The following is a 24,947-nucleotide window of genomic DNA, read 5'->3' on the forward strand; positions in this document are numbered from 1 at the left end:
CTCAGATCTCCTGGGGATCGATCTCGATCCCCCAATGCTGGACGGCGCCCCGGGCCGCCTCGTCCAGGCAGGGCAGCAGCGCCCGCAGCAGCCGGTGCAGCGCGCCGCGCCCGTCCGACTCGAACAGGAGCTGGGCGCGTTCGACCCGCGCCACGCGCACGATGCGCAGCGGCACGGGATCATGAATCCGCACGCCGGCGGACTCAGGCAGGGATTGCGCCAGGGCGCGCGCGGCCTCCAGGAAGTCCAGCGCGTCACGCACCCGGACCGCCTGCGCCGTCAGCAAGGCCTGGCTGGAAAACGGCGGCAAGCCGAGATCGCGGCGTTCTTCCAGGGCATAGGCGGCGAAACGCACATAGTCGTGCTGCAACAGCGCCTGGTAGATCGCCTGCTCGGGATAGTCGGTCTGCACGATGACCTGGGCGCCGCCCTGGCGCCGGCCGGCGCGGCCCGCTACCTGCATCAGTTGCGCGAACAACCGCTCCGGTGCGCGGAAATCCTGGGAAAACAGCATGGCGTCGGCATTCAGCACACCCACCAGCCCCAGGCGCGCGAAATCGTGCCCCTTGGACACCATCTGCGTGCCGACCAGGATGTCGGCCTCGCCGGCGTGCGCCCGGGCGAACAGGGCTTCGGCGCTGCCCTTGAGGCGGGTGGCATCGGCGTCGATGCGCAGGATGCGCGCGCCGGGAAACCGTTCCGCCAGGAATTCCTCGACCCGCTGCGTGCCCCGCCCCATGGGCTGGATGTCGGGGTCGCCGCAGTCGGGGCAGGCGCGCGGCACCGGCATGGCATCGCCGCAGTGGTGGCATTGCAGCACGTGCCGGCTGCCCATGCGATGCAGCACCATGTGCGCCGTGCAGCGCCGGCACTGGCTGACCCAGGCGCAGGACGCGCAGCGCAGCACTGGCGCGTAACCGCGCCGGTTGATGAACACCAGGCTTTGCCCGCCCTGCGCCAGCCGCGCGTCCAGCGCGTCCAGCAATTGGGGGGTGAAGCCCTGCTCCAGCCGGGCGCGGCGCGTGTCCACCAGGCGGATCTCCGGCAAAGGCTGGGCCTGGGCGCGATCCGGCAGCGACAACAGCCGGTAATTGCCTTCCTGCGCGTGGCGCCAGGTTTCCAGGGACGGGGTGGCCGAACCCAGCACCACCGGGATGCCCAGGTCGTGGCCGCGCCACACGGCCAGATCCCGCGCCGAATAGCGCAGGCCGTCCTGCTGCTTATAGGACGCGTCGTGTTCCTCGTCGACCACGATCAGGCCCAGGCGCGGCAGGGGCGTGAACAGGGCCAGGCGGGTCCCCAGCAGGATGTCGGCCTGGCCGCGCGACGCCCGCAGCCAGGCGCGCAGGCGGTCGCCCTCGGACAGGCGGCTGTGGATCACGGCCAGCCGGTCGCCCAGGCGCGCGCGCACGCTGTGCTCCAGTTGCGGCGTCAGATTGATTTCCGGCACCAGCAGCAGCACCTGCCGCCCCGCCGCCAGCACGTCCTGCGCCAGGCGCAGATAGAGTTCGGTCTTGCCGCTGCCGGTCACGCCATGCAGCAGCGCCACGCCGCTGCCGGCCGCCAACAGGTCGCGCAGGCCTGCCAGGACGCGGACCTGGGCGTCGGTGAGAGTCGGGCCGTCCTCGGCGGATGCCGGGTTGCCGGTCGGCGGCGCGACTTCGGCGGCATCCGTCCCGGCGTCTCCATCCACCGGCGTTTCCAGGGCAGCGCGCTTGCGGACCGCACGTGAGGCCCCGGGCCTGCGGTCCGCCCGGCACACCGGCCCGCCGGCCGACCGCGCGCCGGTATAGGCGGCGGGCTTGCGCAGCGACGGCGGCAACACCGGCAGCAGGACTTCGCCCAGGGGCCGGTGGTAATAGTGCGCCGCGAATTCCGCCATGCGCAGCCAGTCGGCCGGCATGGGCGGCAAGTCATCCAGCACAGCCTCGATCGGCCGCACCCGGTCCGCCGCCACACCCGGCACGTCGCGCACCGCCCACACCATGCCCACCATGGCCCGGCGGCCGAACATCACCCGCACGCGCACCCCGGGCGCCACGGGCCGGTCATGGGAATAATCGAACAGGCCTGGCAGGGGCACGTCCAAGGCCACGGCCAGATAGACCGTTTCCCCGGAAACCGCACCCGCCGGGCGTTTCAGCGGCATGACAGCTCCGCCGCCGCCCTGCCGCGCCCAGCCTGTGGATAACTTTGTGGAGAATCACCGGGCAAAGGAGTCAACGTCAAGCCGCTCCAATGGTCAAGTGCTTTAAGGATTTGTGACAAAGGCTTGTTTATATAATAAAAACAACAGCTTATAGACGATAGCCAGAATTATTCTGCAATGATGCGCGTAAACCCTGACTCGGAATTTTTTTGTGCATAAGCACAACGTCCGAAGCGCGCATCATGCGGTGTTCTCGACGTCAAACAGGCCATCCCGCACTGCTTTCCGGCGTTCGGCCAATGGAAAAGACCCTATTGCGTCCACCTCGTGGCTTGCATGCCGCCCGGATCCCTGTGACACCGGACAGTCCGCAGGGACCAGCCTCAAGCCGGAGCATCCCTCCACCTCGCTTGCAAGCGGCCCGGATTCGCCAGGCACGGAATCGTCCGCAAGGACTACGCCGTGCCTGGACTCATCCCCCAAAGAGGACGAACATCAAACTGCATGATACGCGCGGCTGGCGGCATGGACCTCGTCCACCAGGACCGAAACAGCCTCCGGCGGGGTGTACTGAGAAATCCCGTGGCCCAGATTGAAGACGTGGCCGCCGGCGCCCACCGTGCCGAAGTCGGCCAGCACCCGCCGGACCTCGGCGCGGATCGCGGCCTCGCCGCCGAACAGGGTCATGGGATCCAGATTGCCCTGCAGGGCGACCTGGTCGCCGACCCGGCGCCGGGCGGCCGCCAGATTGGCCGTCCAGTCCAGGCCCACGGCATCACAGCCCGTGGCGGCGACGTCCTCGATCCACTGCCCCCCGCCCTTGGTAAAGACGATGACAGGCACGCGGCGGCCGTCGTGTTCGCGGATCAGGCCATCCAGCACCTGGCGCGTGTAGGCCAGGGAAAACTGCTGGAACAGGCCGTCGGCCAGCACCCCGCCCCAACTGTCGAACACCATGACGGCCTGGGCGCCCGCCTGGATCTGGGCGTTCAGGTAGGCCTGGACCGCCTGGGCATTGATCGACAGGATGCGGTGCAGCAGATCGGGGCGCTGGTACAGCAGCGTCTTGATCTGGCGGTAGTCGGAACTGCCGGCCCCTTCGACCATATAACAGGCCAGGGTCCAGGGGCTGCCGGAAAATCCGATCAACGGCACCGAACCGTTCAGTTCGCGGCGGATCAGCGACACCGCGTCGAATACATACTGCAAGCGGTCCAGGTCGGGGACCTGCAGGGCCTGGATGGCGGCCTCGTCGCGCAGGGGACGATCGAATCGCGGCCCTTCGCCGGCGACGAACTGCAGGCCCAGCCCCATCGCGTCGGGCACCGTCAGAATGTCGGAAAACAGGATGGCCGCATCCAGGTCGAAACGCCGCAGCGGCTGCAGCGTGACCTCACAGGCGTATTCCGGATTCTGGGCCAGCCCCATGAAGGAACCGGCCCGCGCCCGGGTCTGGTTGTATTCAGGCAGGTAGCGCCCGGCCTGGCGCATCATCCACATCGGGGTGTAGGCCACGGGCTGGCGCATCAGGGCGCGCAGGAAGGTGTCGTTTTTCAGTTCGGGCACAGCAGATCCTAAGAGAACGGCACAGGATCCGATGGTGCGGGTGTCTCACCACGGATCCGGGAAATCGTCCGTGCGGGGACGTTGCCGGGATTTTACCCGGCCTGGGGAATCCGGGCCGGGAATGGCCATCCCCGCCCGCGAACCCATGCCGGTTTCCTGTTGGCGCATCCCGAATCCGGGAAAACCACACTTGATAATTATCATTCTCATTTAGATCGCCACCCCCGTAAGGTACGCCCGAAAGCCGTCCGCCAATCCCGCCGGCGGCATCCTTCCGTCCTTTTTCCGTGGCCATCATCATGCTCTTCGAGGAAACCGCGACCACCCGGCCAACCGCCGGGCCGATCGCCCTGACCGTGTTCGCCGCCGCCCTGAGCCTCGCGGCCGGCGCGACCACCCCGGCTTACGCACAGGCCGCCCCGCCGGACAGCGCCGCGCCGCAAACCGCTTCCCCCCTTCAAAGCACGACGGAACCCTCGAACCAGGCGACCGGGGGCGACACCGCCGTCAAGGCGCTCGCGCCGGTCCGCGTCCGGGGCATCCGGGACCCGGACGCCCAGGGACATGAAAACGTGTACCTCAAGAACGTCACCAATCTGTACACCGACCGCAAGGAACTGAACCGTTACCAGATCACCAACCCGGCCGACGTGTTCAAGGGCATGAACGGCGTCTACAGCATGGACTCGCGCAACGGCTCGTCGATCACCCCGAACATCCGCGGCCTGTCGGGCGAAGGCCGGGTGCCGCTGACGGTGGACGGCACCGAGCAGTCCGTCAACGTCTGGCTGCAGGTCTACGGCGCGGGCAATCGCAATTACGTGGACCCCGCCCTGTTCCGCAGCATCGAGGTGGAAAAAGGCCCGTCGCTGAGCCGGGGCCTCAAGAGCGGCATCGGCGGCGCGGTGAACGTGCGCACCATCAATCCATCCGACATCATCCCCGAGGGCGACAGCCTGGGCCTGGAAGTCAAGCTGGAGACCTCCGGCAACACCATCGCCCCCGCCGTCGATGCCAACAGCTATTTCGGCAAAGACTACCGCGACATTCCGGGCGCAACGCTGGGCTCGGACTACGCGGTCAACATCCCCCAGCCCGTGCCGCGCGACCGCGGCGCCGGGGACGCCATGAATTTCCAGGACAAGAGCTTCATGTTCGCCATCGCGGGGCGCAACGACCACACCGACGCCCTGCTGGCCTATAGCTACCGCAAGCGGGGCAATTATTTCGCCGGCAAGAACGGCGCCGACGCCTACACCGACAACGACGCCTACGCCAAGGACACTTCGGCCTACTTTCCCAACCTGACCAAGCTCTACCATCCGGGCAACGAGGTGCTGAGCACGGCCAGCAAGACCGAGACCCTGCTGCTCAAGAACCGCTGGTACCTGCCGCACGACCAGCAGATCGGCCTGAGCTTCATGCGCACCGACCTGGATTTCGCGGAGACCTCCACCGGCCAGTCGATCATGATGATGGGCATCTCCGAAGAGTTGGCCAAATCCCCGCAGGGCCTGCCCGGCCAGCTCGTCGCCGAATATCCCCGCTCCAACGTCCGGCTGGACACGTACAAGCTCGACTACGAATGGAAGCCGGAAGGCTCGCGCGTGGTCGACCTGGAAGCCCATCTCTGGATGACCAAGACCGACAGCGAGCGCCACCAGAGCGGCAGCGCCGCCTATTACATCCCCCGCAGCGGCGCGCTGGACGCCTACCAGATCCTCAAGGCCGACTGGGACGTGTGCCGGGGCAACCCGTTCGCCAACCCGACCCTGCCCAGCGGCGCGCTCAATTTCACCTGCTTCACCAACCCGGCCCTGAACCCCGCCCTGGGAGGCACCGCGCCCGTCGAACCCGACCACGACGGCCGCATCTTCGCCGGCAGCGCGCAGTGGACCAGCCACGACCGCAAGGGCTTCGATTTCAGCAACCGCTTCACCCTGGCCGACCGGCTGCGCCTGACCGTCGGCGGCGAACTGCAGCACGAAAAGCTGGACGAGCGCGTCGTCAATCTGGACCTGACCGGCGGCATCGGCGTCGGCGGCGCCGCCCTGGCCGAATCCACCATCAAGTTCGGCCCGCGTTCCGGCACCCGCCGGGAATGGGCGGCCACCATGAACCTGGAATGGCGGCCCACGGACTGGCTCACCCTGACCGCCGGCACCCGCTACAACGAGTACTCGGCCTTTGACGACGGCCTGGCCGAACGGCGTGCAAACCGGATGGCGGGATCGCAGATCACCGGACAACGGACCGGGATGGCGCTGGAATACGGCCAGTTGATGACGAATGCCGAATTCGCCCAGTGGAATACCCTGCGCGCCACGCAAATTGCCGCTGGCGCCAATGTCGTCCAGGCGGACTGGGACCAACTCCTCCTCAACGGCATCACGACGCCCGCCATGGCGTCTTTGCAGGCTGCCCAAGCCGCCTTTGATACCTATTCATCAGCCCATGGCGAGGGTGTCACGAACATCTATGAGAACGGCATCAACACCCAAGCGCTGTACTGGAAGAAAAAAACTGTCGTCCCTGTGGTGAACGGGAAGACCGACGCCTCGCAAAGCCCCTTCGCCAACGGCAGCATCGACCCCTCCGGCACGGTGACCAATCCCCAGGGCCTGAATGGACAGCATAAGGAAATCGTTCCGGTTGGCACTTCTACCGTCTACGCCACCCCCTCCGCCGGGCAGGAATGGGCGCCGCCCAAGCGGCAGTACGGCCACGCCTGGTCACCGGTCTTTTCCGCCACGGCGCGCCTGACCGACACCGCCAGCGTCTATGCCCGCTACGCGCAGATGACGCGCTTTCCCAGCATCTTCGAGATCGCCTCCACCTCGGTCGGCCTGGGCAACACCTATTACCTGGGCCACGGCGCCGGCAAGCCGGAACGCAGCACCAACTGGGAAATCGGCTATTCCCAGGACTTGGCCCCGTTCCTGCCGGGCCTGCGCCAGGCGGACGTGCGCCTGAGCTATTTCGACACCACCATCCAGGACTTCATCGACCGCGATGCTTACCTGAACGTGATCCAGTTCGACCGCAAGAAGACCACCGGGATCGAGTTCCAGTCGCGCTTCGACAGCGGCCGGTTCTTCGGCGGCCTGGGCGCCACCTGGCGGCTCACGCAGGAACTGTGCGACGAGAACTACGCCTATGGCCTGGACCCCTTCTACAACCGCATGCCGGAATGCATGACCGGCGGCTTCCCCGACATGCTGACTGCCTCCAGCCTGCAGCCGCGCTATTCCATCAACGCCGAGCTGGGCACCCGGCTGCTGCAGAACCGGCTGGAACTGGCGCTGCGCGCCGTCTACCACTCGAAGGCGGAAAACAGGGAACTGGACGCCCTGCTGAACACCCCCTACGGCCCGTCCATCTGGAAGGAAAACAGCATGCGCCAGTTGTACTGGCATCCCGTCATGCTGCTCGACGCCTCGGCCCAATGGCGCGCCACCAAGAACGTCACGCTGAGCCTGGGCGTCACCAACCTGACCGACCGCTATTACCTGGACCCCATGGCCAAGATCCCCGCCCCCGGCCCGGGCCGCACGATCACCGTCGGCATGCGGGCGCAATTCTAGTTTTTTTAACGTTCCAGGGTTTCCTGGCTTTTCCCCAAAAACCAGGTCTTCCCATCGTTTTCTTCAAGGAGTTGATATGAAACGATCCCTGTCCCGCGCCCTCCTCGGCGCCTCCCTGGCCCTGGCCGCTTCCCACGCCCCGGCCGCCACCGTGCTGGGCGACTCGTTCAACGATGCCAACGTCAAGGCCGCGCCCTCGGCGCTGTTCGGATCGGGCAATGCCGGCCTGATCTTCAACGGCGGTTCGGCCGCGATCGACCTGGCCGGCGGTCCCATCGCCCAGTCGAACAACGCCATCAACCGCGGCCCCGACGCCAGCGGCAACTACTACCTGAAAGGCAGCGACATCAACTTCCTGGCCGGCCTGATCCTGGGCGACACCCAGATCGCCCAGGTATGGCGCAACGACGTGGCCTACAACGGCGACACCACCACGATCAACAGCGTGCGCCAGATGATCGTGCCGCCGCTGCCGTTCATGCCCGACTTCGGCGGGCTGGTGATCGGCAAGGTCGACGGTTCGCCGGTCTACTTCGGCGAATGGGCGCCCAAGGGACCGAACTATTCCGCCCCGGACAATGCCGACCTGAACATGGGCAGCGCCGACCGCACGGTGTGGTACGTGGGTGAGAACCCCACCACGGCCATGCCGACCCTGGTCAACGCCCAGTACAACGTCATCGGCATCAACCAGCACAACCCGGAAAACCCCAGCCTCTACCAGGGCGTACTGACGGCCAACTACGGCAGCGGCGGCGGCTACCTGAACGGCAGCATCACGCGTGGCAGCGATGCGGTGAACTTCGGCACCAACGCCACGGCCATCACCAGCACCGGCGCCTTCTCCAAGGGCACTGAAATCTCCGGCCAGTTCTACGGCGCCCAGGCCGAGGCCCTGGCGGGGATCTACACCGGCGGCTCGTCCGTGCAGGATCACGTCGCCTTCGGCGGCGCGCGGCAGTAAGCGGGGACGGGACCGGCACGATGACGAACCGCTGGACGCAGCTTCACTTCCTGCCGGCCCTGCTCCTGGCCTGCGCCCTGCTGCCGTCCCCGCCCGCCCGGGCGGACGAGGACGACACCCGCTACCTGCTGGACCAGGCCGGTCGCATCGGCCGCCAGCGGGACGGCGGGGCGGGGGCGCTGGCTCCGCATCCCGGGGGCCTGGTGCTCACCATCGAGGGCCGGGCCTACCGGGTCAACCCCACCTTGCAGGACCTGGAACCGGCCCTGTACGTGGCCATCAACCGGGGCCAGTGGGGCGAGGCGCGCGCGCTGGCGGATTCGTACCGCCGGCTGGCGGGCCACAAGCCGCACCTGGTCCTGCTGGCCGACGGCCTGGCGGCGCGGGCCGAGGGCGACTACGGCCGGGCCATCGGCCTGCTGGAAGACGCCCGCGACGACGCCCCCGGCGACGCGCGCACGCAGATGGAACTGGCCCGCGCCTACGCCGAGGACGGCCAGGACCGGGAATCGCGCGCCCTGTTCGAACAGGCCATCGGCAACAGCCTGCCGCCCGACACCCGCCAGTTGCTGCAAAGCTATGTGGACGCCGTGGACCGGCGCGGCGACTGGCAGGGCTCCATCGCCGTGGGCCGGGGCCGCAACGACAACATCAACCAGGCCAACGGTTTCGAGCAATGTTCGATGTATTTTCTGACCTTGTGCCTGGCGCGGCTCAAGCTGCCCGATCCGATCGCCTCGTCCTTCACCAGCTACGACCTGGTGCTGAGCAGGCGGATCGCGCTGGCCGGCCATCACAATCTGCTGCTGCGTCCCGTCAGCTACGGAACGTTCTACCAGGAGACCGCCCCGGAAGGGCGCGCGATCGAGGACTACAGCCAGCAGACCCACGTGCTGTACGCCGGCTACCAGTACGCCGACGCGCGGCAGAAATTCAGCCTGCTGCCCTTCATGGAACTGTACGCCCGCGACGGCCACACCCATTACCAGGCCCCCGGTCTGCAGGCCGAATGGAGCAGGGAACTGACGCCGGGCCTGCGCCTGACGGCCCAGGCGAGTCTCAAGCGCTACGCCTACAAAGAACAGGACAGCCGCTATTTCAGCGACTACACGCAAAAGGCCGCCGGGCTGGGAATCGCCTGGATGCCCACGGCCAGCACCAGCCTGCAGGCGGGCATCGACTTCACCCGCCGCAAATATCCCATGCCCACGGAAAGCGGCAAGGACCTGGCCGTGCGCGCCGGTGTGTTCCACGCCTTCGGGCAGTCCGGCGCCTTCGTCAACCTGCTGGCCCTCTACCGCATCAGCCGCAACGACGAGCGCGATTTCTTCCTGGGCGTCCGGCGGCGCGACGAACAGCAGCTCTACATCGCCACCCTGGGATCGACGCGGCTGTCGGTCTGGGGCGTCCATCCCGAACTGCGCTTCAAGCACGTCGTCAACCACAGCAATTCGATCTTCTACGGCTACTCGCAGAACGAGATCTCGCTGCAACTGCGGAAGAATTTCTGATGGCGCCGCCGGCGCGTCCGGATGTCTGGCGGATGACCTTTTAGATAGTATTGATAATTATTCTCATTAAAAATACAATGGAATTTCCTGTCGCTACGCCCCACGGGTCCCGGACCATCATGTCTTCCTCATTCCTGGACAAGGCCTTCGCGAGCTTTCCCGCGTTCCGCCACGCCGACCCCGACGGCCTGAACGCTTTGGCGGCCAGCGCCCGGCGCACGGTGCTGTCGGCCCGCCAGCACCTGTTCCACCTGGGCGAGCCCGCCGATCATTTCTACTGGATCGAGAGCGGCAGCATCACCCTGTACCTGCCCAGCTACAACGGCGACGAGCGCGTCTTCCAGGTCCTGGAGGACGGCTGCCTGGTGGCCGCCACCGTGATGTTCTCGGACGACCGGCGCTACCCCGTGTCCGCCCAGGCCAACGCGCGCACCGTGCTGCACCGCCTGGACGGCGCGCCGCTGATCGGCATGGCGCAACGGTCGCCGGAATTCTCCTGCACGCTGCTGCGCATCGTGGCCGGCCAGATGACGCAGGCGATCGGCCGCATCGACCTGCTGACCATCGCCAATTCGATGCAGCGCCTCGTCACCTACCTGGTGAACTTGTCCGTCGAACAGGGCAGCGCCTGGCTGACCCTGCCGGCCCATCATCGCGTGCTGGCGCGGCAGTTGAACATGACGCCGGAAAACCTGTCGCGCATGCTGGGCGCCTTCCGCCGCGACGGCCTGATCGGCGGGCGCAACCGTGAACTGGTGCTGCTCGACGTGGAGGCCCTGTGCAAGCAGGCCCGGCTGCCGCCGCCCGATCCGAAACGGCGCGTCCCGCCTTCCGCGTCCCCGCAGGACGAGGTCCTGTTCAGCTGCTGCACGCTGCACTGAAGACCGCGTCTCCTGCTCAGCAGCCCGACTCCGGTCCCGAGAACGGACTGGGCGCCTTGCCGGCGGGTTCGGCGCAGCCCGCGCGCCCGTCGGCGCGAGGGCCGGTCAGCACCGGCCAGGCGTGCCACAAATAGGCGGCATAAGCCCCCGCCCAGACCGCGCCCGACGCCAGGATCAGCGTGCCGTACCACGGCGCCAGCGCCGGCAGCCCGGCGGCGGCGCGCGCCAGGGCGGCGATCCCCAGGGCGCCGGCCGATGCCAGCAGCCAGGGCCGGCGGTCCAGCCACAGCCCCGAATGGATGCGCCCCGCCAGGCTCATGATGGTGAAGACCGACAGGCCCATCGCCCCCGCCGTCAACAGATGGCGGCCCGCCGACGCGGACCCCAGGTCCAGCAGCCAGGCCAGGCCCATGGCCCCGTAGCCCAGGGCGATGAACCAGAAACAGGCGTACAGCATCAGCGCCCAGCGCGTGAACAGCGGCCGCCCGACGTGCCAGTCGTTCAGCACGTTGAGCACCGCCGCGCAGGCTGCCAGCGCCGTCCAGCCGGCCACGGGGCCGCCGCCCAGACCCGCCTGCGCTACGCCGCACAGCCCGATGGCGAAGACCGCCAGATAGCGGCGCGGCGGGCGGGCCAGGTATTCGTCCGACGGCGGCGGCGCGCCCGGCCGGCCGGCCTCGATGTAGCCGTTGAGCACGCTCATGGACACCCGGCTGCCCGCCAGCAGGATCAGAATCATCGTCAGATCGATGGCGCCGTGGATCCAGGCCAGCCCATCGCCGCCGGCGATCAGCGCGGCGAAGAACCCGGCCTGAGCCAGCAGCAGGCCGCCCAGCGTCCAGGCGAAGCCCAGGTGCGCGCGGCGCGGATCGCGCCACAGCGCCGGAGTCAGGTAGCCCAGCAGCAGCGCCGTGAACAGCAGATTGGGCGCAGCCGCCAGGACGACGGCCGCGACCGGCGGCAGCCACTGGCCCAGCGCATAGGCGACGCGGCCCGCCAGCCACAGGGTCGCCAGCCCCGCCAGCGGACGGGCGGGAATGGGCGCGGCGCCGGTGAATTCCGGGATCGCCGTCAGCAGGAAACCGGCGGCGGCCGCCAGGCCGAAGCCGAACACCAGCTCATGTGCATGCCACGCCAGCACGCCGCCCGGCGGCGCCCAGCCCGACGGGCCCGCACCGCCCAGGATCAGCAGCCAGACGCCCAGGAAGCCGACGGCGCTCGCGGCCGTCAGCACGAAGAATGGCCGGAAGCCGCAGGACCACAGCGGATGGGCGGACCATGCCGCGCCCTGGCTTTTCACATCCCGGCGGCTCATGTCCCGGCCTCCGGGGCCGGCGCCAGCCCGAAGCATTCGCGCACCGGCGGCATGCCCATCAGATCGGCCGTGGTCCGGTGGATCCAGGCCTCGCTGCGCGCGGCCTGGGGCCGTTCCACGGCGAATTCGTGCAGCACGCGGCCCGGGCCGCCGGCCATCACGGCGATGCGGTCGGCCAGCCGCACGGCCTCCATCAGGTCGTGGGTGATCATCAGGACCGCGCTGCCGCCGCGTTCCACCTGTTCGCGCAGCACCGCGTAGAGTTCCAGCTTCAGGCCTACGTCCAGCGCAGCGAAAGGCTCGTCGAGCAGCAGCAGTTCGGGCGCTACCGCCAGCGCGCGGCCCAGCGCCACGCGGCTCTGCATGCCGCCGGACAGTTCGTGGGGATACTTGCGCCCATCCTCGGCGGCCAGGCCCATGCGCGCCGCCCATTCCAGGGCGCGGCGGCGGCGCGCCGCCGCCGGCACGCGCAGGGCCTTCATCCCCAGGGCGATGTTGTCCACAGCGTGCTTCCAGGGCATCAGCCGGGGCTGCTGGAACACGCAGCCGATCCCCCGGAACGTCGACCGCACGCGGCCTTCGGACGGTTCGAGCAGGCCGGCGACGACATGCAGCAGCGTGCTCTTGCCGCAGCCGGAGGGACCGACCAGCGCCAGGGTCTCGCCCGCCCGCAGGTCCAGGTCCACGCCCGACAGCACGGAGGTCAGGCCGTAGCGGTGACCCAGGCGGCGGATCGTCAGCACGGTCATGGCGCGGTCCTTCCATACGCGGCACACGCAGGGGTGCGTAATCGGGAACGGCGCGACATGCTCATCCCGCGTCCGCCGCGCGCCAGCGTTCGATGGTGCGCTTGATCGGTTCCAGCAGCAGGTATTCGATGGCCAGCAGCAGCCCCAGCACCGCGACGATCCAGCCCATCGAGCCGGCCATGTCCAACTGCGCACGCGACACCGCCAGTGCGGCGCCCGCGCCATCCGAAGCCGCCAGCAGTTCGGCCATCACGACCACCTTCCAGGAAATCCCCAGGGCCGTGATCCAGGCCGGCAGCAGATACGACACCACGTGCGGCAGGTGCACGTCGAACAGCGTCGTCCACCAGGGCAGCCGGTAGACCCGCGCCACGTCGGTGAGCTGGCCGTCCAGCGTGCGCGCGCCCTGCATCGCGCCGGCGAAGACGATCGGGAAACAGGCCACGGCCACGGTGAACACCGGCGTGGCATCGCCCATGCCGAACCACAGCATGGCCAGCACCAGCCAGGCGATCGGCGGCATGCCCAGCAGCAGCGTCACCAGCGGGCGGGACACCAGCGCCGCCGTCAGAGACCGCCCGGCCAGCATGCCGAGCACGCTGCCCGCCAGCACCGCCGCGCCCAGCCCCGTCAGCGTGCGGCGGGCGGAAATCCACAGTTCCGGCGCAGCCAGGCCGGAGGCCAGCAGCTCGCCCAGCCGCTGGAACGTCGCCAGCGGCCCGGGCAGGATCAGCGGCCCATAGTACTGCCCGCCCCATTCCCACAGCGCGCAGAACAGCAGCAGGCTGGCCACCGCGCCCCAGCCGCTCCACAGATAGGCCAGAACCGCCCCCGCGCCATCAGCCAGGCGCTGCGACGCGGCGGCCATCCCCCTGGCGGGCGCATCGGATCCGTACGTCACGTCGAGCGGGTTCCTATGCATAGAAGCCATCGTCCGGCAGCCGTCCGCCCACCAGCGCGGGCTGCCCGTCCAAGAGGCAGTTGAAGAAATAGTCCAGTTCCGGCCGGGCTTCGCGCGCATCCACCACGCGTTCCCGCGCCTGCGCGATCGAATCGGCGACGGCTTCGGGCGTCAGCATGGGGATGCGCCGCGCGACGAGTTCGCCGCATTCCCCGGGGTGCGCCAGACACCAGGCCAGCGAATCGGCGTGGGCCCGCCGCACCCGGTCGACCAGGCGCGTATCCGCGCGCAGCGGCCCGACGGCCGCGATTCCGGCCTGCGGGATGCGCGGTTCGCGGCCCAGGATGTCGCCCCAGGCCCGCGACAGATCCACGCCGCGATACAGCGTGGGCGCCACGACCGACACCGGGAAGGATTCGCTCTTGCGCAGCACCATGGATACGGCGGGCTCCGGCAGCAGGGCATGATCCGTCCGCCGGGTCAGCAGCAGCTGGATGGCGTCGAAGGGCGTAGGCACGTAGCGCAGCGAGAAGTCCCGCTTCGGGTCCAGCCTCAACCGGGCCGCAAGCAGGCCGAACAGGATGTCGGGCATGTCCGCGCGGAACGGCATGGCGATTTCCTGGCCCCGGAAGTCCTCCAGCGAGCGGCGTGATTCATCTCGCGTCACCAGCCACAGCATCCCCCAGGTGGAGACATTGAGCAGGCGCAGCGGCACGCCCTGGTTGTACAGATTGGCGGCCACGTTCGACGGCATCGCCATGAAATCCGCACCGTCGCGCACCGCCCAGGCGCGCAACTGGTCCGGGTTCTGCCACAGTTGGAAGCGCACCTCGGGCGCCACGCCGGCCAGCACGCCGGAGTCCGCCATGTGAACCAGCGGGTAGGACACCGTGGCCGGCGGCCCCGACAGGATCAGGGGCCGGTCGAGCGGTGCGGCGGCCGCACCGGGCGCCTGGGCATGCGACGGCGCGGCCGACAGCAGCCCCAGCGCGGGCGCCAGACCCAGCAAGGCGCGGCGCCGGGCGCCGCGGACAGACAGGCCGCCAGGGGCTGAGGGGAAAAACGAAGGGAGTCGGGAAGCCATGCACAACCGCCGGAATGAATCTTTCGGATTGTCGGCAGGAACCCCACTAAACGCAAATGATAATTATCAAGCTTTGGCCCGATTCCACACACCGGACGGATGCCGGCGGAGATACGCGCCCGCTTTCAGACGTCATGGTTTACCCTGATATTTACCCTTTTTGCCATGCCAGCAGAACTTTTACCTGTTTACTCGAAAATTTCAGACGTTTTACCTAAAACCCTGGTGTTAGCATTCACGAAATTTTTATACCCAAGGGTGTTGTCAGTCATGGAATTCCTGAATCAACTCGTCAACCAGATCAACGGCCTGGTCTGGGGGCCGCCGATGCTGGTCCTCATCCTGGGGACCGGATTCTTCCTGATGGTGCTGCTCAAGCTGATGCCGCTGCGGCGCATCGGCACCGGTTTTGCCATGATCTGGCGCGGCCGTCACCGGGGCGACACCGCCACCGGCGAAATCAGCCCGTTCGAGGCGCTGATGACCTGCCTGGCCGCCACCGTCGGCACCGGCAACATCGCCGGGGTGGCGACCGCCATCGCCCTCGGCGGCCCGGGCGCCCTGTTCTGGATGTGGTGCACGGCCCTGGTCGGCATGGCCACCAAATACTGCGAAGTGGTGCTGGCCGTCCATTTCCGTGAAAAGGACGACCGGGGCGAACACGCCGGCGGCCCCATGTACGCCATCAAGAACGGCCTGGGCCGCAAATGGCTGTGGCTGGGCGTGGCGTTCGCGATCTTCGGCGGTTTCGCCGGGTTCGGCATCGGCAACATGGTCCAGGTCAACAGCATGGCCCAGGCGCTTGAATCGTCCTTCTCCATCCCGCTGTGGGTGACCGGCGTGGTCACGATGATCCTGATCGGCCTGGTGATCCTGGGCGGCATCAAGCGCATCGGCGCGGTCGCCGCGTCCCTGGTGCCCTTCATGTGCGTGGCCTACGTGCTGGCCGGCCTGGTCGTGCTGGTCGTCAACGCCGAGCGCATCCCCGAAGCCCTGGACCTGATCTTCACGCACGCCTTCACGCCCATCGCCGCCACCGGCGGCTTCGCGGGCGCCGCCGTCATGGCCGCCATCCGCTTCGGCGTGGCGCGCGGGATCTTCTCCAACGAAGCCGGCCTGGGGTCGGCCGGGATCGCCCAGGCCGCCGGCACCACCAACAACGCCGTGCAATCCGGCCTGATCGGCATGATGGGCACCTTCATCGACACCATCATCATCTGCAGCATCACCGGCCTGGCCATCGTGTGCTCCGGCGTCTGGAGCAGCGGCGCCAGCGGCGCGGCCCTGTCGGCCGCCGCCTTCGAGGTATCCATGCCGGGCATCGGCGGGGCCATCCTGACCCTGTCGCTGGTGGTCTTTGCCTTCACCACCATCCTGGGCTGGAGCTACTACGGCGAAAAGTGCTGGGAATTCCTGCTGGGCACGAAATCGACCGTCCCCTACCGCATCGTCTGGGTCGCCGTGATCCCGTTCGGCGCCATCAGCCAACTGGACTTCGCCTGGCTGCTGGCCGACACGCTGAACGGCCTGATGGCGCTGCCCAACCTGATCTCGCTGATCCTGCTGAGCCCGCTGGTGGTCAAGCTGACGCGCGACTACTTCCAGAAGAACGACTAATCGTTCTCGACCTTGTTTCTCCTGGCGGCCCACAAGCCGCCAGGGGACACCGGGCACGGAATCGTCACCCGACACAGGTGCGGTTCCGTGCCCATTTTCATTCCGCAGCCGACGTGCCGCGATAGGGTGCAGGATCGATATCATGCTTGCGCATCAGCGCCCAGAACGCGCGCCGGTGCTTCTGGGCCATGCGCGCCGCCAGGGTGATGTTGCCCGAATGCCGGCCCAGGGCCGCGCGGATGTAGGCGCGCTCGAACCGCGCGACGACCTGGCACTTGGCGGCGCGAAAGGATTCCCGCGACGTGGCCCGCTGCATGGCCACGGCCACCGCATAGGCTTCCAGTTCGTTGCCGGAACGGTCCAGGATAGTGTTGCAGAACGCGATCTCGGATTCGGTGACCGGCGGTTCGGACGCGCCCGCCGGCAGGGCACGCGAGGACAGCGACACGGCCCCCGCGCCCGGCAGCCCGGCCCCTGACAAGCCGGCGCCATAAACCGGCCCTTGCTCACAGAAACGGGCCGGGGCCAGCAGGTTCAAGGCATGATCCAGGCGCGCGCGCAGTTCCTCCGGACAGAAGGGCGGCCGCAAGAAATCGGCCACCCCCAACGCCATCAGATCGCGCACCGCCTGGGCCCGCAGCCCCACCGCGTAGACCAGCAGCACCGCCGGCAGACGGCCGACCAGCGCGGCCAGCGCCGTGCGCCAATCGCGGATCGAGGCCGCATCCACGTACAGCAATCCGGCATCGTAGCGGCCCCGCGTCACGGCCGGATCGGCCAGCGCATCAGCCGCCGAACCGGGCGAATGCGGCGGCGTATGCAGCACCAGCCGTCCCCCAAGATGCGGGCCGCGCAAAGCGGCCGCCCAGTCTTCCCTGCCCGGCGCCAGAATCGCGCAATCCAGTCGTTCCCGCATGTCGCTGCTCCTGTTCGTATGGAGTGAGCAGGATAGAAAAATGACGGTGTGTTGGACAGTCGCAAAACTACGGCCGTAGTTCCCACAATCTCATTTTGGAATTCGGGACGGTCACACGCCCTTTCGGGCTCCCGCCACGTGGCAGCGATAGGCGTGCAAAGGCTCGTCAGGCCGGGCCAGCAGGGTTTGCGGCCGGTCGCAACCGGTGGTCGCCCAAGGGCAGCGGCCACGAAAGAAGCAGCCTTGCGGCAGCACGCCGTTCCCTGGCAGTTCTGCCGGGGCGGACGGAGCGGTCTCGGGCCAAGGCCGGTCCAGGCGCGGCACGGCGTCGAGCAGTTCGCGCGTGTAGGGATGGCGCGGGGATTCCAGCACCTGCGCGGCCGGCCCCTGTTCGACCACCTGCCCCAGGTACATCACCGCCACCCGGTCGCACAGATGGCGCACGACCGAGACATTGTGCGAAATCAGCACGTAGGTCAGGCCGTGTGCGCGGCGCAGTTCCCGCAGCAGGTTCAGGATCTGCGCCTGGACGGAAATATCCAGCGCAGAGGTCGGCTCGTCCAGCACGATGACGTCGGGTTCCGGGGCGAGCGCCCGGGCGATGGCGATCCGCTGGCGCTGGCCTCCGGAAAACTCATGCGCGTAGCGATCGAGCTGCTCGGGCCGCAGACCGACTTGCAGGGCCAGGGCGTCGGCCCGCGCGCGCAAGGCGGTCTTGTCCAGGCGACGGCCCCGCGCCGCATCCGCACGGCGGCCTGCGGCCACCAGCGGTTCGATGATGACCCGCCAGGCGGGCAGGCGCGGATCCAGCGAGGACTGCGGGTCCTGGAACACGATCTGCACGTCGGCCGGACGGCCGTCGGCGCGCGGCAGCCGCGACAATTCACCCTGGGTGGGCGGCAGCAAGTTCATCAGCACTGCCGCCAGGGTGCTTTTGCCGCAGCCGGACTCGCCGACGATGCCGAAGGCCTCGCCGCGCCGCACCTGCAGGCTGACGCCGTTCAAGGCATGGGCGTGGCGCACCGCCCGCCCCCGCCAATCCCGGGCGAGCGGAAAGCGCACATGGATCTCGTGGGCGTCCAGCACCAGCGCGCTCATATCGCATCTCCAGCAGACGGCGCCACGGCCGGTTCCCGAACCGATGCCGCGACCAGCGGATGCCAGCAGGCCACCCGGCGCTCCGACGCGGTCCCGGCCTTGATGTCGGCCTCCTGGCCCGCTCCGGCCCGCAGCTCGGGCCGCCGGCGACAGGCCTCGTCCGCGAACGCGCAGCGGTCGAAGAACACACAGCCCGCAGGCGGGTGCCGCATGTCCGGCACCCGGCCCGGGATCGCGGCCAGGTCGGTGTCCGGCGCGGCGCGCTCCGGCAGGCCGTCGAGCAGGCCGCGTGTATAGGGATGATGGGGCGCGCCCAGCACCTGAGCAGTCGGTCCTTGTTCGACCACCGTCCCCGCGTACATGACGTACACCCGGTCGCAGAACTGCGACACCACCGCCATATCGTGGGTGATGAACAGGATCGCGGCGCCGCGCTCACGCGCCCGATGGCGCAGCAACTGCAGCACCTGGCGCTGCACCGTCACGTCCAGCGCCGTGGTGGGCTCGTCGGCGATCAGCAGCGCCGGATCGCAGGAAAACGCCATCGCCACCATCACGCGCTGGCGCATGCCGCCGGACAACTCGAATGGATAGGCCCGCAGCGTCCGTTCCGGATCGGGGATCATCATGTCGCGCAGCAGTTCGGCGGCGCGCGCCAGGGCCGCGCGCGGGCTCAGGCGGTGATGCACGCGCAGCACGCCCGCCAGTTGATCGCCGATGCGCCGGGTCGGATTCAGGGCGGTCATCGGCTCCTGGAAAATCATCGCCGCGCGGCGTCCGCGCCATTGCCGCATCCGGGCTTCGGACGCCGCCAGCACGTCCTCGCCGCACAGCCGCAGGCCGCCGCCCGTCACGCGATAGCTGCCTGGGGCCAGCAGCCGCAGCGCCGTCATGGCCGTCACCGACTTGCCGGAGCCGGATTCGCCCACCACGCCGACGATCTCGCCCGGCATGACGTTCAGGCTGACGCCGCCCAGCGCCCGGACCGAGCCGCCGAAGACGGGGAATTCCAGCGACAGGTCGCGGATCTCCAGGACGGGTTCCTGCACACTCATGGTGCCCCCTTGGCGCTGCGCGCCGTCCACCTCGCGGCCTGCATGCCGCTCGGATTCGTCAGGCGCAGGACAGTCCGCAAGGACTATCCTGCGTCCGGGCTCATCCCCCCAGGGGGGAGTTTCGCGCTTGGGGCGGCCCGGCGCGCTCATTTCGCCCTCGACTTCGGGTCCAGCAGGTCGCGCACACCGTCGCCCACCAGATTGCAGGCCAGCGCCGTCACCAGGATCGCGCAGCCCGGCGTCACGGTGTACCACCACTGGTCCAGCAGAAAATTGCGGCCCGTCGCCACCATGGCGCCCCATTCGGCCGTGGGCTGTTGCGCGCCCAGGCCGATGAAGCCCAGCGCGGCCGCCATCAGGATCGCCCCGCCGATGTCCAGCGTGGCCTGCACCACCAGGGGCGAGGCCGCATTGCGCGCCACGTGCCAGCGCACCACATGCCGCCGCGTCGCGCCAAAGGTCCAGGCCGCCCGCACATAAGCCATCTCGCGGATGCTCAGGGTCTGGCCGCGCGCCAGCCGCACGTAGAACGGAATCCGCACCAACGTGATCGCCAGCATGGCGTTGAACAGGCTGGGTCCCAATGCGGCCGCCAGCGCCATGATCAGCACCAGCGACGGCACCGACAGCACCACGTCCATCGAGCGCATGATCAGGCCGTCGATGCGGCCGCCCACGATCCCGGAGAAACAGCCGATCACGGCGCCCACGATGCTGGCGCAACCGGCGACGAACAGCCCCACCCCGATGGACTGGCGTCCGCCGTAGAGCACGCGGCTGAAGATGTCCCGGCCGACCTCGTCGGTGCCGAACCAGTGCTCGGCCGACGGCGCCGCCAGCCGGTGCACGAGGTCCAGACGTTCGGGATCATAGGGCGCCACCCAGTCCGCCAGGATCACGGCCAGGCCCACCGCCGCGAGAATCGCCAGCCCCAGCAACATCAAGAGATTGCGGCGCAACTGGTACAGCAGATAGCTCATCCGACCTCCTGGATGCGCGGATCGAGCCGCCGATACAGCAAGTCCACCAGCAGGTTCAGAATCACGTAGGCGAAGGACACCACCACGGCAAAGCCCATCACCGCCGGGAAATCCAGCGCCTGGATCGAGTCCACCACATAGGCGCCCATGCCCGGCCAGCCGAACACGGTCTCCGTCAGCACCGCCCCATACAGCAGATCGCCCAGGGCCAGGCCCAGCACGGTCACGGAAGGGATCAGCGCATTAGGCAGGGCATGGCGGACCACCACGGTCCAGGGACTCAGGCCGTAGGCGCGGGCGGTTCGGACGTAATCCTCGCCCAACTGTTCCAGCATGGATGAACGCACCTGCCGCGCCACCACGCCCAGGTGCACGAAACCCAGGGTCAGGGCAGGCAGAATCAGGTGCTCCAGCGCGCTGCGCCAGACAGTCCAGTCACCCGCCACCGCCGCGTCGATCAGGTACAGGCCCGTGATGCCGGGCGGCGGCGCCAGGCCCTGGTCGATGCGCCCGCCCCCCGGCAACCAGCCGAGTTCACCGTAGAACAGCACGATCAGCCCCAGCCCCAGCCAGAAGGCCGGCGTGGAAATGCCCATGACCGCCAGCGTACGCGCGACGTGATCGACGAAACGGTTGCGATAGACCGCCGACAGCACGCCCAGGGGAATGCCCAGCAGCGTCGCCAGCAGCAAGGCCACCAGCGCCAGTTCCAGCGTGGCGGGGAAGAACGCGGCGATGTCCTGCAGCACCGGCCGGTGCGTGCGGATGGACGTCCCCAGGTCACCCTGCAGCAACTGCCCCATGTAATGCAGGTACTGCTGCGGCAAGGGCAGGTCCAGGCCCAGTTGCGCGCGGATGTGGGCGACGATTTCCGGCGTGGCGCGGTCGCCCGCGATCAGGCGGGCCGGGTCGCCCGGCACCATATGGGAAATGGCGAAGGTGATCAGGGACACCCCGATCACCACCCAGACCAGGCTGGCCAGCCGGCGGCGCACCACGGACAACCAGGACACGTTCATGCTGCCCCCTTGGCGCTGTGTGCCGTCCCCCCGCCTACTTCGTCATGTCGGCGACGTTGAACACGCGCTCCAGCATGGGATTGAAAACGAAGCCCTTGACGTTCGCCCCCAGCCCGGCCTGGTAGTTCTTCTGGTACAGATAGGCGTAGGCGGCGTCCTGCACGACCTGTGCCTGGACCTGCTTGTAGAGCGCCACGCGCTTGTCCTGGTCGCTGAGCGTGGCGGCCTCGCGCAGCCACTGGTCCACCTGGGGATTGGAATAGAAGGAACGGTTGCCCGCCAGACCCTTCTTGTCCGAATCGAACCAGTAGCTGGTGAACATGTAGGGATCGGCGAAGTCCGGGCTCCAGTTGCCGATGGAAATGTCGAAATTGCCTTGGCCCAGGTTTTCACGCAAGGTGGCATTGGCCAGCTTTTCGAGCTTGACCGGCACGCCGATCGCGGTCAGATTGGCCTGCACCGTCAGGGCGATGGGCTCCCAGGCAGGGTCCTGGGTGGAATAGCGCAGCAGCACCGGCGACTTCACCCCGCCGGCCTTTTCCACCAGCGCCTTGGCCGCCGCCACGTCCTGCTTGGGCTGGGGCAGATCGGCGTCATACCCCCACATGCCCTCGGGGATCGGACCGCGCATCTGCTTGGCCTGCCCCATCATGATGCCGTCCACGATGCCCTGGTAGTCCAGCGCGGCCACCACGGCGCGGCGCAGGTCCACATTTTCCATCGGACCCTTGGCGTTATTCAGGTACAGATAGGTCACCCGCAGCGACGGGAATTCCGCCACATGCACATCCTTGGCCTTCTGCAGGGCCTGGAGCTGATCCACCGGCAGTTCCTCGGCCACGTCCAGGTCGCCCTTTTGCAACTGCAGGCGGCGCGCGGACGATTCCGGCACGATCTTCACCACGAACTTGTCCAGCGTCGGCTTCTTCGAGCCCGCGTAATGCGGATTGCGTTCCAGCAGCAGCGACTGGCCCTTCTGCCAGGACACCAGTTGGTAGGGGCCGGAGCCCGCCGTATGGCCCGACAGCCAGGCATCCGCGTCGTCGCGCTGCATGGCCTTGGGGTTGACGATGGAGGCGCCATTGTTGGCCAGCGTGTAGAGGAACGGCGCGAACGGCTTTTGCAGCGTGAACTGCACGGTCTGCACGTCCAGCGCGTCGATCTTCATATCGGCGGGAAAGGCTTCGGACGGCCCCTGCTTCTTGGCCAGCAAGCGTTCGAAGGACAGCTTCACCGCCTGGGCGTCCACGGGGGCGCCGTCGGAAAATTGCTGGCCCTCGTTCAGCTTGAACGTCCAGACCAGATTGTCCGGCGAGGCCGACCAACTGGCCGCCAGATCGCCCTCGACCTCGGTCGAGCCCTTGCCGTCGACCTGCTTGTAGCGCATCAGGCGCTGATAGGCCGGATAGGTGACCGTCCAGTCGTTGTTGTCGATCGTAATGGCCGGGTCCAGCGTCTGCGGGTCGGCCGGCTTGCCGATCACCAGCGTATCGGCCGGCGTCGCCGCCAGCGCCCCGCCCGCCAGAGCCCAGGCCCCCGCGCCCAGCACGGCCGCCATCAGGGTGCGGCGCATGCCTGTTCGAATGTCGAATTGCATAGTGTCTCCTTTGGTTTTTTTAGTCCGCGACCACCCGGACCATATCGCTTTCCGGCAGTAAGGCATATTCCTGCGCATCGGGCAATTCGTAATGCCACCATTCCGTCGGAATCGAGCGAAATCCGGCCTGCAGCATGATCCCCAGCAGCAAGTGCCGGTTGCGCTGCACGTCGGGCGGCAGATCATCGCGGTCGTGGTGCGACTGGTCGCGCATGTCGTCAAAGCCCGTGCCCATGTCCAGCAGCGCGCCATCGGCGTCCAGCAGGCTCACGTCCACCGCCACGCCCCGGGTGTGATTCGACCCCAGGGAGGCATCCGCCACGTAGCGCGGATCAGGCAGCAGCCGCCAGAACACCGCCTGGGCCGCCGCCGGGCGATAGGCGTCGTACACGATCAGGCCCAGGCCCGCCCGCCGCGCCGCGCACACGGCCCGATGCAGGCAATCCGCCGCGACCGGCCGCAGGGCGCAATGGGCGCCGGCGGCATACACCGCCTGGCCGGTCAGGTTGTCGGGGGTGGCATAGGCCAGCGCAATCCGCAGGCCATCAGTTTCGGGAATTGCGATCAGGTCCGGCATGTGTGTCCTGTCTGGTCGGACCGGCGTGAAGTCTGCTGCACCGGGGCGAGAACGAGAATGGGACAGACATTCTACCGAGACTCCAGCATAGTTCCACTGCCACGTCCGCCCTGCGGAGAGCTGGCGTGCAGCGTCGTGGCAGAGATTTCGGTCAATCCCGGAAGACGTCTTCCAGGGTTTCGGCATCCAGGATGTTCAGCAGCCAGACTTCCAAAGAAGGCGACTTGGCCGAGTGGATCCGCTGCGTGGTGGCTTCATCCACTGCGCCGAAGCGACGCTCGATCAAGCGCAACAGCATATTGGCCTCGGTTTTAAGGCGTGTGACACGCTCAATGGATGTAACGTATGCCATCTTGCCTTCCTCTGACAGGTCGGTGACCGCCTGCACATATTCCAGTTCCAGATCTTCAGGCAAGGCAATCATCCAATCGACAAGATGAAGAACCTGCCCTGCGACGCCCGGTGCATAGCCATAACGCCGCAATCCCCGGACCAACTCGAACTTCGGCCCCAACCGGGTGCGTTTGTTGGGATGGTGATTAGCGTGCAACTGCGCCATGATCAGCACAGCAAACGGGTTGCGTGGCGCCAAAGACTCAAGCTCGTCCCAACGGCCCCGCCAGCCCTCCAATTCTACGACAGGAAAAGTGAATCGGACGCCTTGGCCCAAGTGCTCATCGGTGTAGATCAGTCGGTCACCTACGCCTTGGTTTTCCAGCAAGATACCCAAACTGTAGATTGCCGGCGGCAAATCCAAATCTCGCTGCTGCATGATGCGTGTCTGGATGCGGTGCCGATATTCGTACATGCGCCAGGCAAAGCGACGCAGTGCTTTGCGGCCCGATAGTCGGCCCTCGACCTCGATGTGGATCAACAACCAAGCGTCCGCGCCGTTGAGCAGACGCACCTGCACCAGCTTGTCTACAAAGCGTCGCCCCTTCTTATAGGGGAAGGCAATGGCCTGCAATTCCTTGTCCAGGAACTGAGCCGGCACTGACCAGTCGATTTTTGTGTACACCCGCGAAGCCAAGAGCGCGATGGCCTGGGGGAAGAACCATTCGAGGCCGTTCTTCCAGGGGCTATCGTGGTCATCAGTGGTGACGGTAGCGGGTGGAGAAGTATTCCGGGCGGACATCGTGGGGGCTTCCTGATACGGAAGCCCCCATTCTGTTCATACCTGTGACGTCCCGCCAGACTGGAATATACGGACGGACAAAACAGTCATTGCCAAAGACTAAATGCCCGCGTTTCGGATTATTCAGTTCAGGGCCGATGCCAATGCTCCAGACCGTTTCCACTATTTACTCTGAGATACGCGCAAAAGGCATATCTTGCCTTGTCAGCCACGGAGCCCCCAAATGCCAGGCTTATACGATGACAAGGC

General features: G+C 67.5%; 19 protein-coding genes. 5 read left to right on the plus strand and 14 right to left on the minus strand.

What is annotated here, in order from left to right; translation table 11 throughout:
* Window position 1 precedes the first annotated feature (1 nt).
* Together ACFO0J_RS01410 and hemE are read right to left on the minus strand one after the other, a co-directional pair.
* A complete protein-coding gene (locus ACFO0J_RS01410; protein WP_376811273.1) occupies window positions 2–2,149 on the minus strand; it encodes a primosomal protein N' in 2,148 nt (715 codons plus the stop codon).
* A 495-nt stretch (window positions 2,150–2,644) separates the two neighbouring features.
* On the minus strand, window positions 2,645–3,715 hold the full coding sequence (gene hemE, locus ACFO0J_RS01415) for a uroporphyrinogen decarboxylase (protein ID WP_376811274.1): 1,071 nt from the start codon (window positions 3,713–3,715) through the stop codon (window positions 2,645–2,647).
* 299 nt (window positions 3,716–4,014) lie between these two features.
* Here hemE and ACFO0J_RS01420 point away from each other — a divergent pair, with 299 nt between their 5' ends.
* The 4 genes from ACFO0J_RS01420 (at window position 4,015) to ACFO0J_RS01435 (ending at window position 10,655) form a co-directional block, all read left to right on the plus strand.
* On the plus strand, window positions 4,015–7,299 hold the full coding sequence (locus ACFO0J_RS01420; protein ID WP_376811275.1) for a TonB-dependent receptor domain-containing protein: 3,285 nt from the start codon (window positions 4,015–4,017) through the stop codon (window positions 7,297–7,299).
* Window positions 7,300–7,375: 76 nt separating this feature from the next.
* Window positions 7,376–8,263, plus strand: coding sequence for a Slam-dependent surface lipoprotein (locus ACFO0J_RS01425; protein ID WP_376811276.1), 888 nt, complete (start codon window positions 7,376–7,378; stop codon window positions 8,261–8,263).
* Between the two features lie 20 nt (window positions 8,264–8,283).
* The gene (locus tag ACFO0J_RS01430) at window positions 8,284–9,774 is read left to right on the plus strand and encodes a surface lipoprotein assembly modifier (RefSeq protein WP_376811277.1); all 1,491 of its coding nucleotides are present in this window, start codon (window positions 8,284–8,286) and stop codon (window positions 9,772–9,774) included.
* A gap of 119 nt (window positions 9,775–9,893) precedes the next feature.
* The gene (locus ACFO0J_RS01435; protein ID WP_376811278.1) at window positions 9,894–10,655 is read left to right on the plus strand and encodes a Crp/Fnr family transcriptional regulator; all 762 of its coding nucleotides are present in this window, start codon (window positions 9,894–9,896) and stop codon (window positions 10,653–10,655) included.
* Window positions 10,656–10,671: 16 nt separating this feature from the next.
* Here ACFO0J_RS01435 and ACFO0J_RS01440 read toward each other — a convergent pair whose 3' ends face one another.
* The 4 genes from ACFO0J_RS01440 to ACFO0J_RS01455 all read right to left on the minus strand — a co-directional run bounded on the left by ACFO0J_RS01440 (window position 10,672) and on the right by ACFO0J_RS01455 (window position 14,704).
* Complete coding sequence (locus ACFO0J_RS01440; RefSeq protein WP_376811279.1) at window positions 10,672–11,970, minus strand: NnrS family protein; 1,299 nt, start codon at window positions 11,968–11,970, stop codon at window positions 10,672–10,674.
* The gene (locus ACFO0J_RS01445) at window positions 11,967–12,719 is read right to left on the minus strand and encodes an ABC transporter ATP-binding protein (protein ID WP_376811280.1); all 753 of its coding nucleotides are present in this window, start codon (window positions 12,717–12,719) and stop codon (window positions 11,967–11,969) included. Before ACFO0J_RS01445 ends, ACFO0J_RS01440 begins: the two co-directional genes overlap by 4 nt.
* Window positions 12,720–12,780: 61 nt before the next feature.
* Entirely contained in the window at window positions 12,781–13,620 is an 840-nt protein-coding gene (locus ACFO0J_RS01450) for an ABC transporter permease (RefSeq protein ID WP_376811281.1), read from the minus strand.
* Between the two features lie 13 nt (window positions 13,621–13,633).
* Window positions 13,634–14,704 (minus strand): ABC transporter substrate-binding protein, encoded by a 1,071-nt coding sequence (locus ACFO0J_RS01455; protein WP_376811282.1) that lies wholly within the window; start codon window positions 14,702–14,704, stop codon window positions 13,634–13,636.
* A 270-nt stretch (window positions 14,705–14,974) separates the two neighbouring features.
* Between ACFO0J_RS01455 and ACFO0J_RS01460 the strand changes: the two genes are divergently transcribed.
* Window positions 14,975–16,321, plus strand: a complete 1,347-nt coding sequence (locus ACFO0J_RS01460) for an alanine/glycine:cation symporter family protein (RefSeq protein WP_465251280.1) — start codon at window positions 14,975–14,977, stop codon at window positions 16,319–16,321.
* A 97-nt stretch (window positions 16,322–16,418) separates the two neighbouring features.
* Here the strand turns inward: ACFO0J_RS01460 and ACFO0J_RS01465 are convergent, their stop codons facing one another.
* The 8 genes from ACFO0J_RS01465 to ACFO0J_RS01500 form a co-directional block, all read right to left on the minus strand.
* Window positions 16,419–17,237 carry a hypothetical protein gene (locus ACFO0J_RS01465; RefSeq protein ID WP_376811284.1) on the minus strand — a complete coding sequence of 273 codons (819 nt, stop codon included), beginning with the start codon at window positions 17,235–17,237 and terminating at the stop codon, window positions 16,419–16,421.
* A 111-nt stretch (window positions 17,238–17,348) separates the two neighbouring features.
* Window positions 17,349–18,335: an oligopeptide/dipeptide ABC transporter ATP-binding protein gene (locus ACFO0J_RS01470; protein ID WP_376811285.1), complete on the minus strand. Its 987-nt coding sequence runs from the start codon at window positions 18,333–18,335 to the stop codon at window positions 17,349–17,351.
* Window positions 18,332–19,390 carry an ABC transporter ATP-binding protein gene (locus ACFO0J_RS01475; protein ID WP_376811286.1) on the minus strand — a complete coding sequence of 353 codons (1,059 nt, stop codon included), beginning with the start codon at window positions 19,388–19,390 and terminating at the stop codon, window positions 18,332–18,334. The genes ACFO0J_RS01470 and ACFO0J_RS01475 overlap by 4 nt, the downstream gene beginning before the upstream one ends.
* A 146-nt stretch (window positions 19,391–19,536) precedes the next feature.
* A complete protein-coding gene (gene ddpC / locus ACFO0J_RS01480) occupies window positions 19,537–20,370 on the minus strand; it encodes a D,D-dipeptide ABC transporter permease (protein WP_376811287.1) in 834 nt (277 codons plus the stop codon).
* Window positions 20,367–21,389, minus strand: coding sequence for an ABC transporter permease (locus ACFO0J_RS01485; RefSeq protein WP_376811288.1), 1,023 nt, complete (start codon window positions 21,387–21,389; stop codon window positions 20,367–20,369). Before ACFO0J_RS01485 ends, ddpC begins: the two co-directional genes overlap by 4 nt.
* A 34-nt stretch (window positions 21,390–21,423) precedes the next feature.
* Window positions 21,424–22,986, minus strand: coding sequence for an ABC transporter substrate-binding protein (locus ACFO0J_RS01490; RefSeq protein ID WP_376811289.1), 1,563 nt, complete (start codon window positions 22,984–22,986; stop codon window positions 21,424–21,426).
* 19 nt (window positions 22,987–23,005) lie between these two features.
* Window positions 23,006–23,563 carry a D-alanyl-D-alanine dipeptidase gene (gene ddpX / locus ACFO0J_RS01495; RefSeq protein ID WP_376811290.1) on the minus strand — a complete coding sequence of 186 codons (558 nt, stop codon included), beginning with the start codon at window positions 23,561–23,563 and terminating at the stop codon, window positions 23,006–23,008.
* Between the two features lie 151 nt (window positions 23,564–23,714).
* The gene (locus tag ACFO0J_RS01500) at window positions 23,715–24,698 is read right to left on the minus strand and encodes a DUF4351 domain-containing protein (RefSeq protein ID WP_376811291.1); all 984 of its coding nucleotides are present in this window, start codon (window positions 24,696–24,698) and stop codon (window positions 23,715–23,717) included.
* Between the last annotated feature and the right edge of the window lie 249 nt (window positions 24,699–24,947).

This window comes from Castellaniella hirudinis, assembly GCF_042651965.1.
GTDB lineage: Bacteria > Pseudomonadota > Gammaproteobacteria > Burkholderiales > Burkholderiaceae_B > Castellaniella > Castellaniella hirudinis.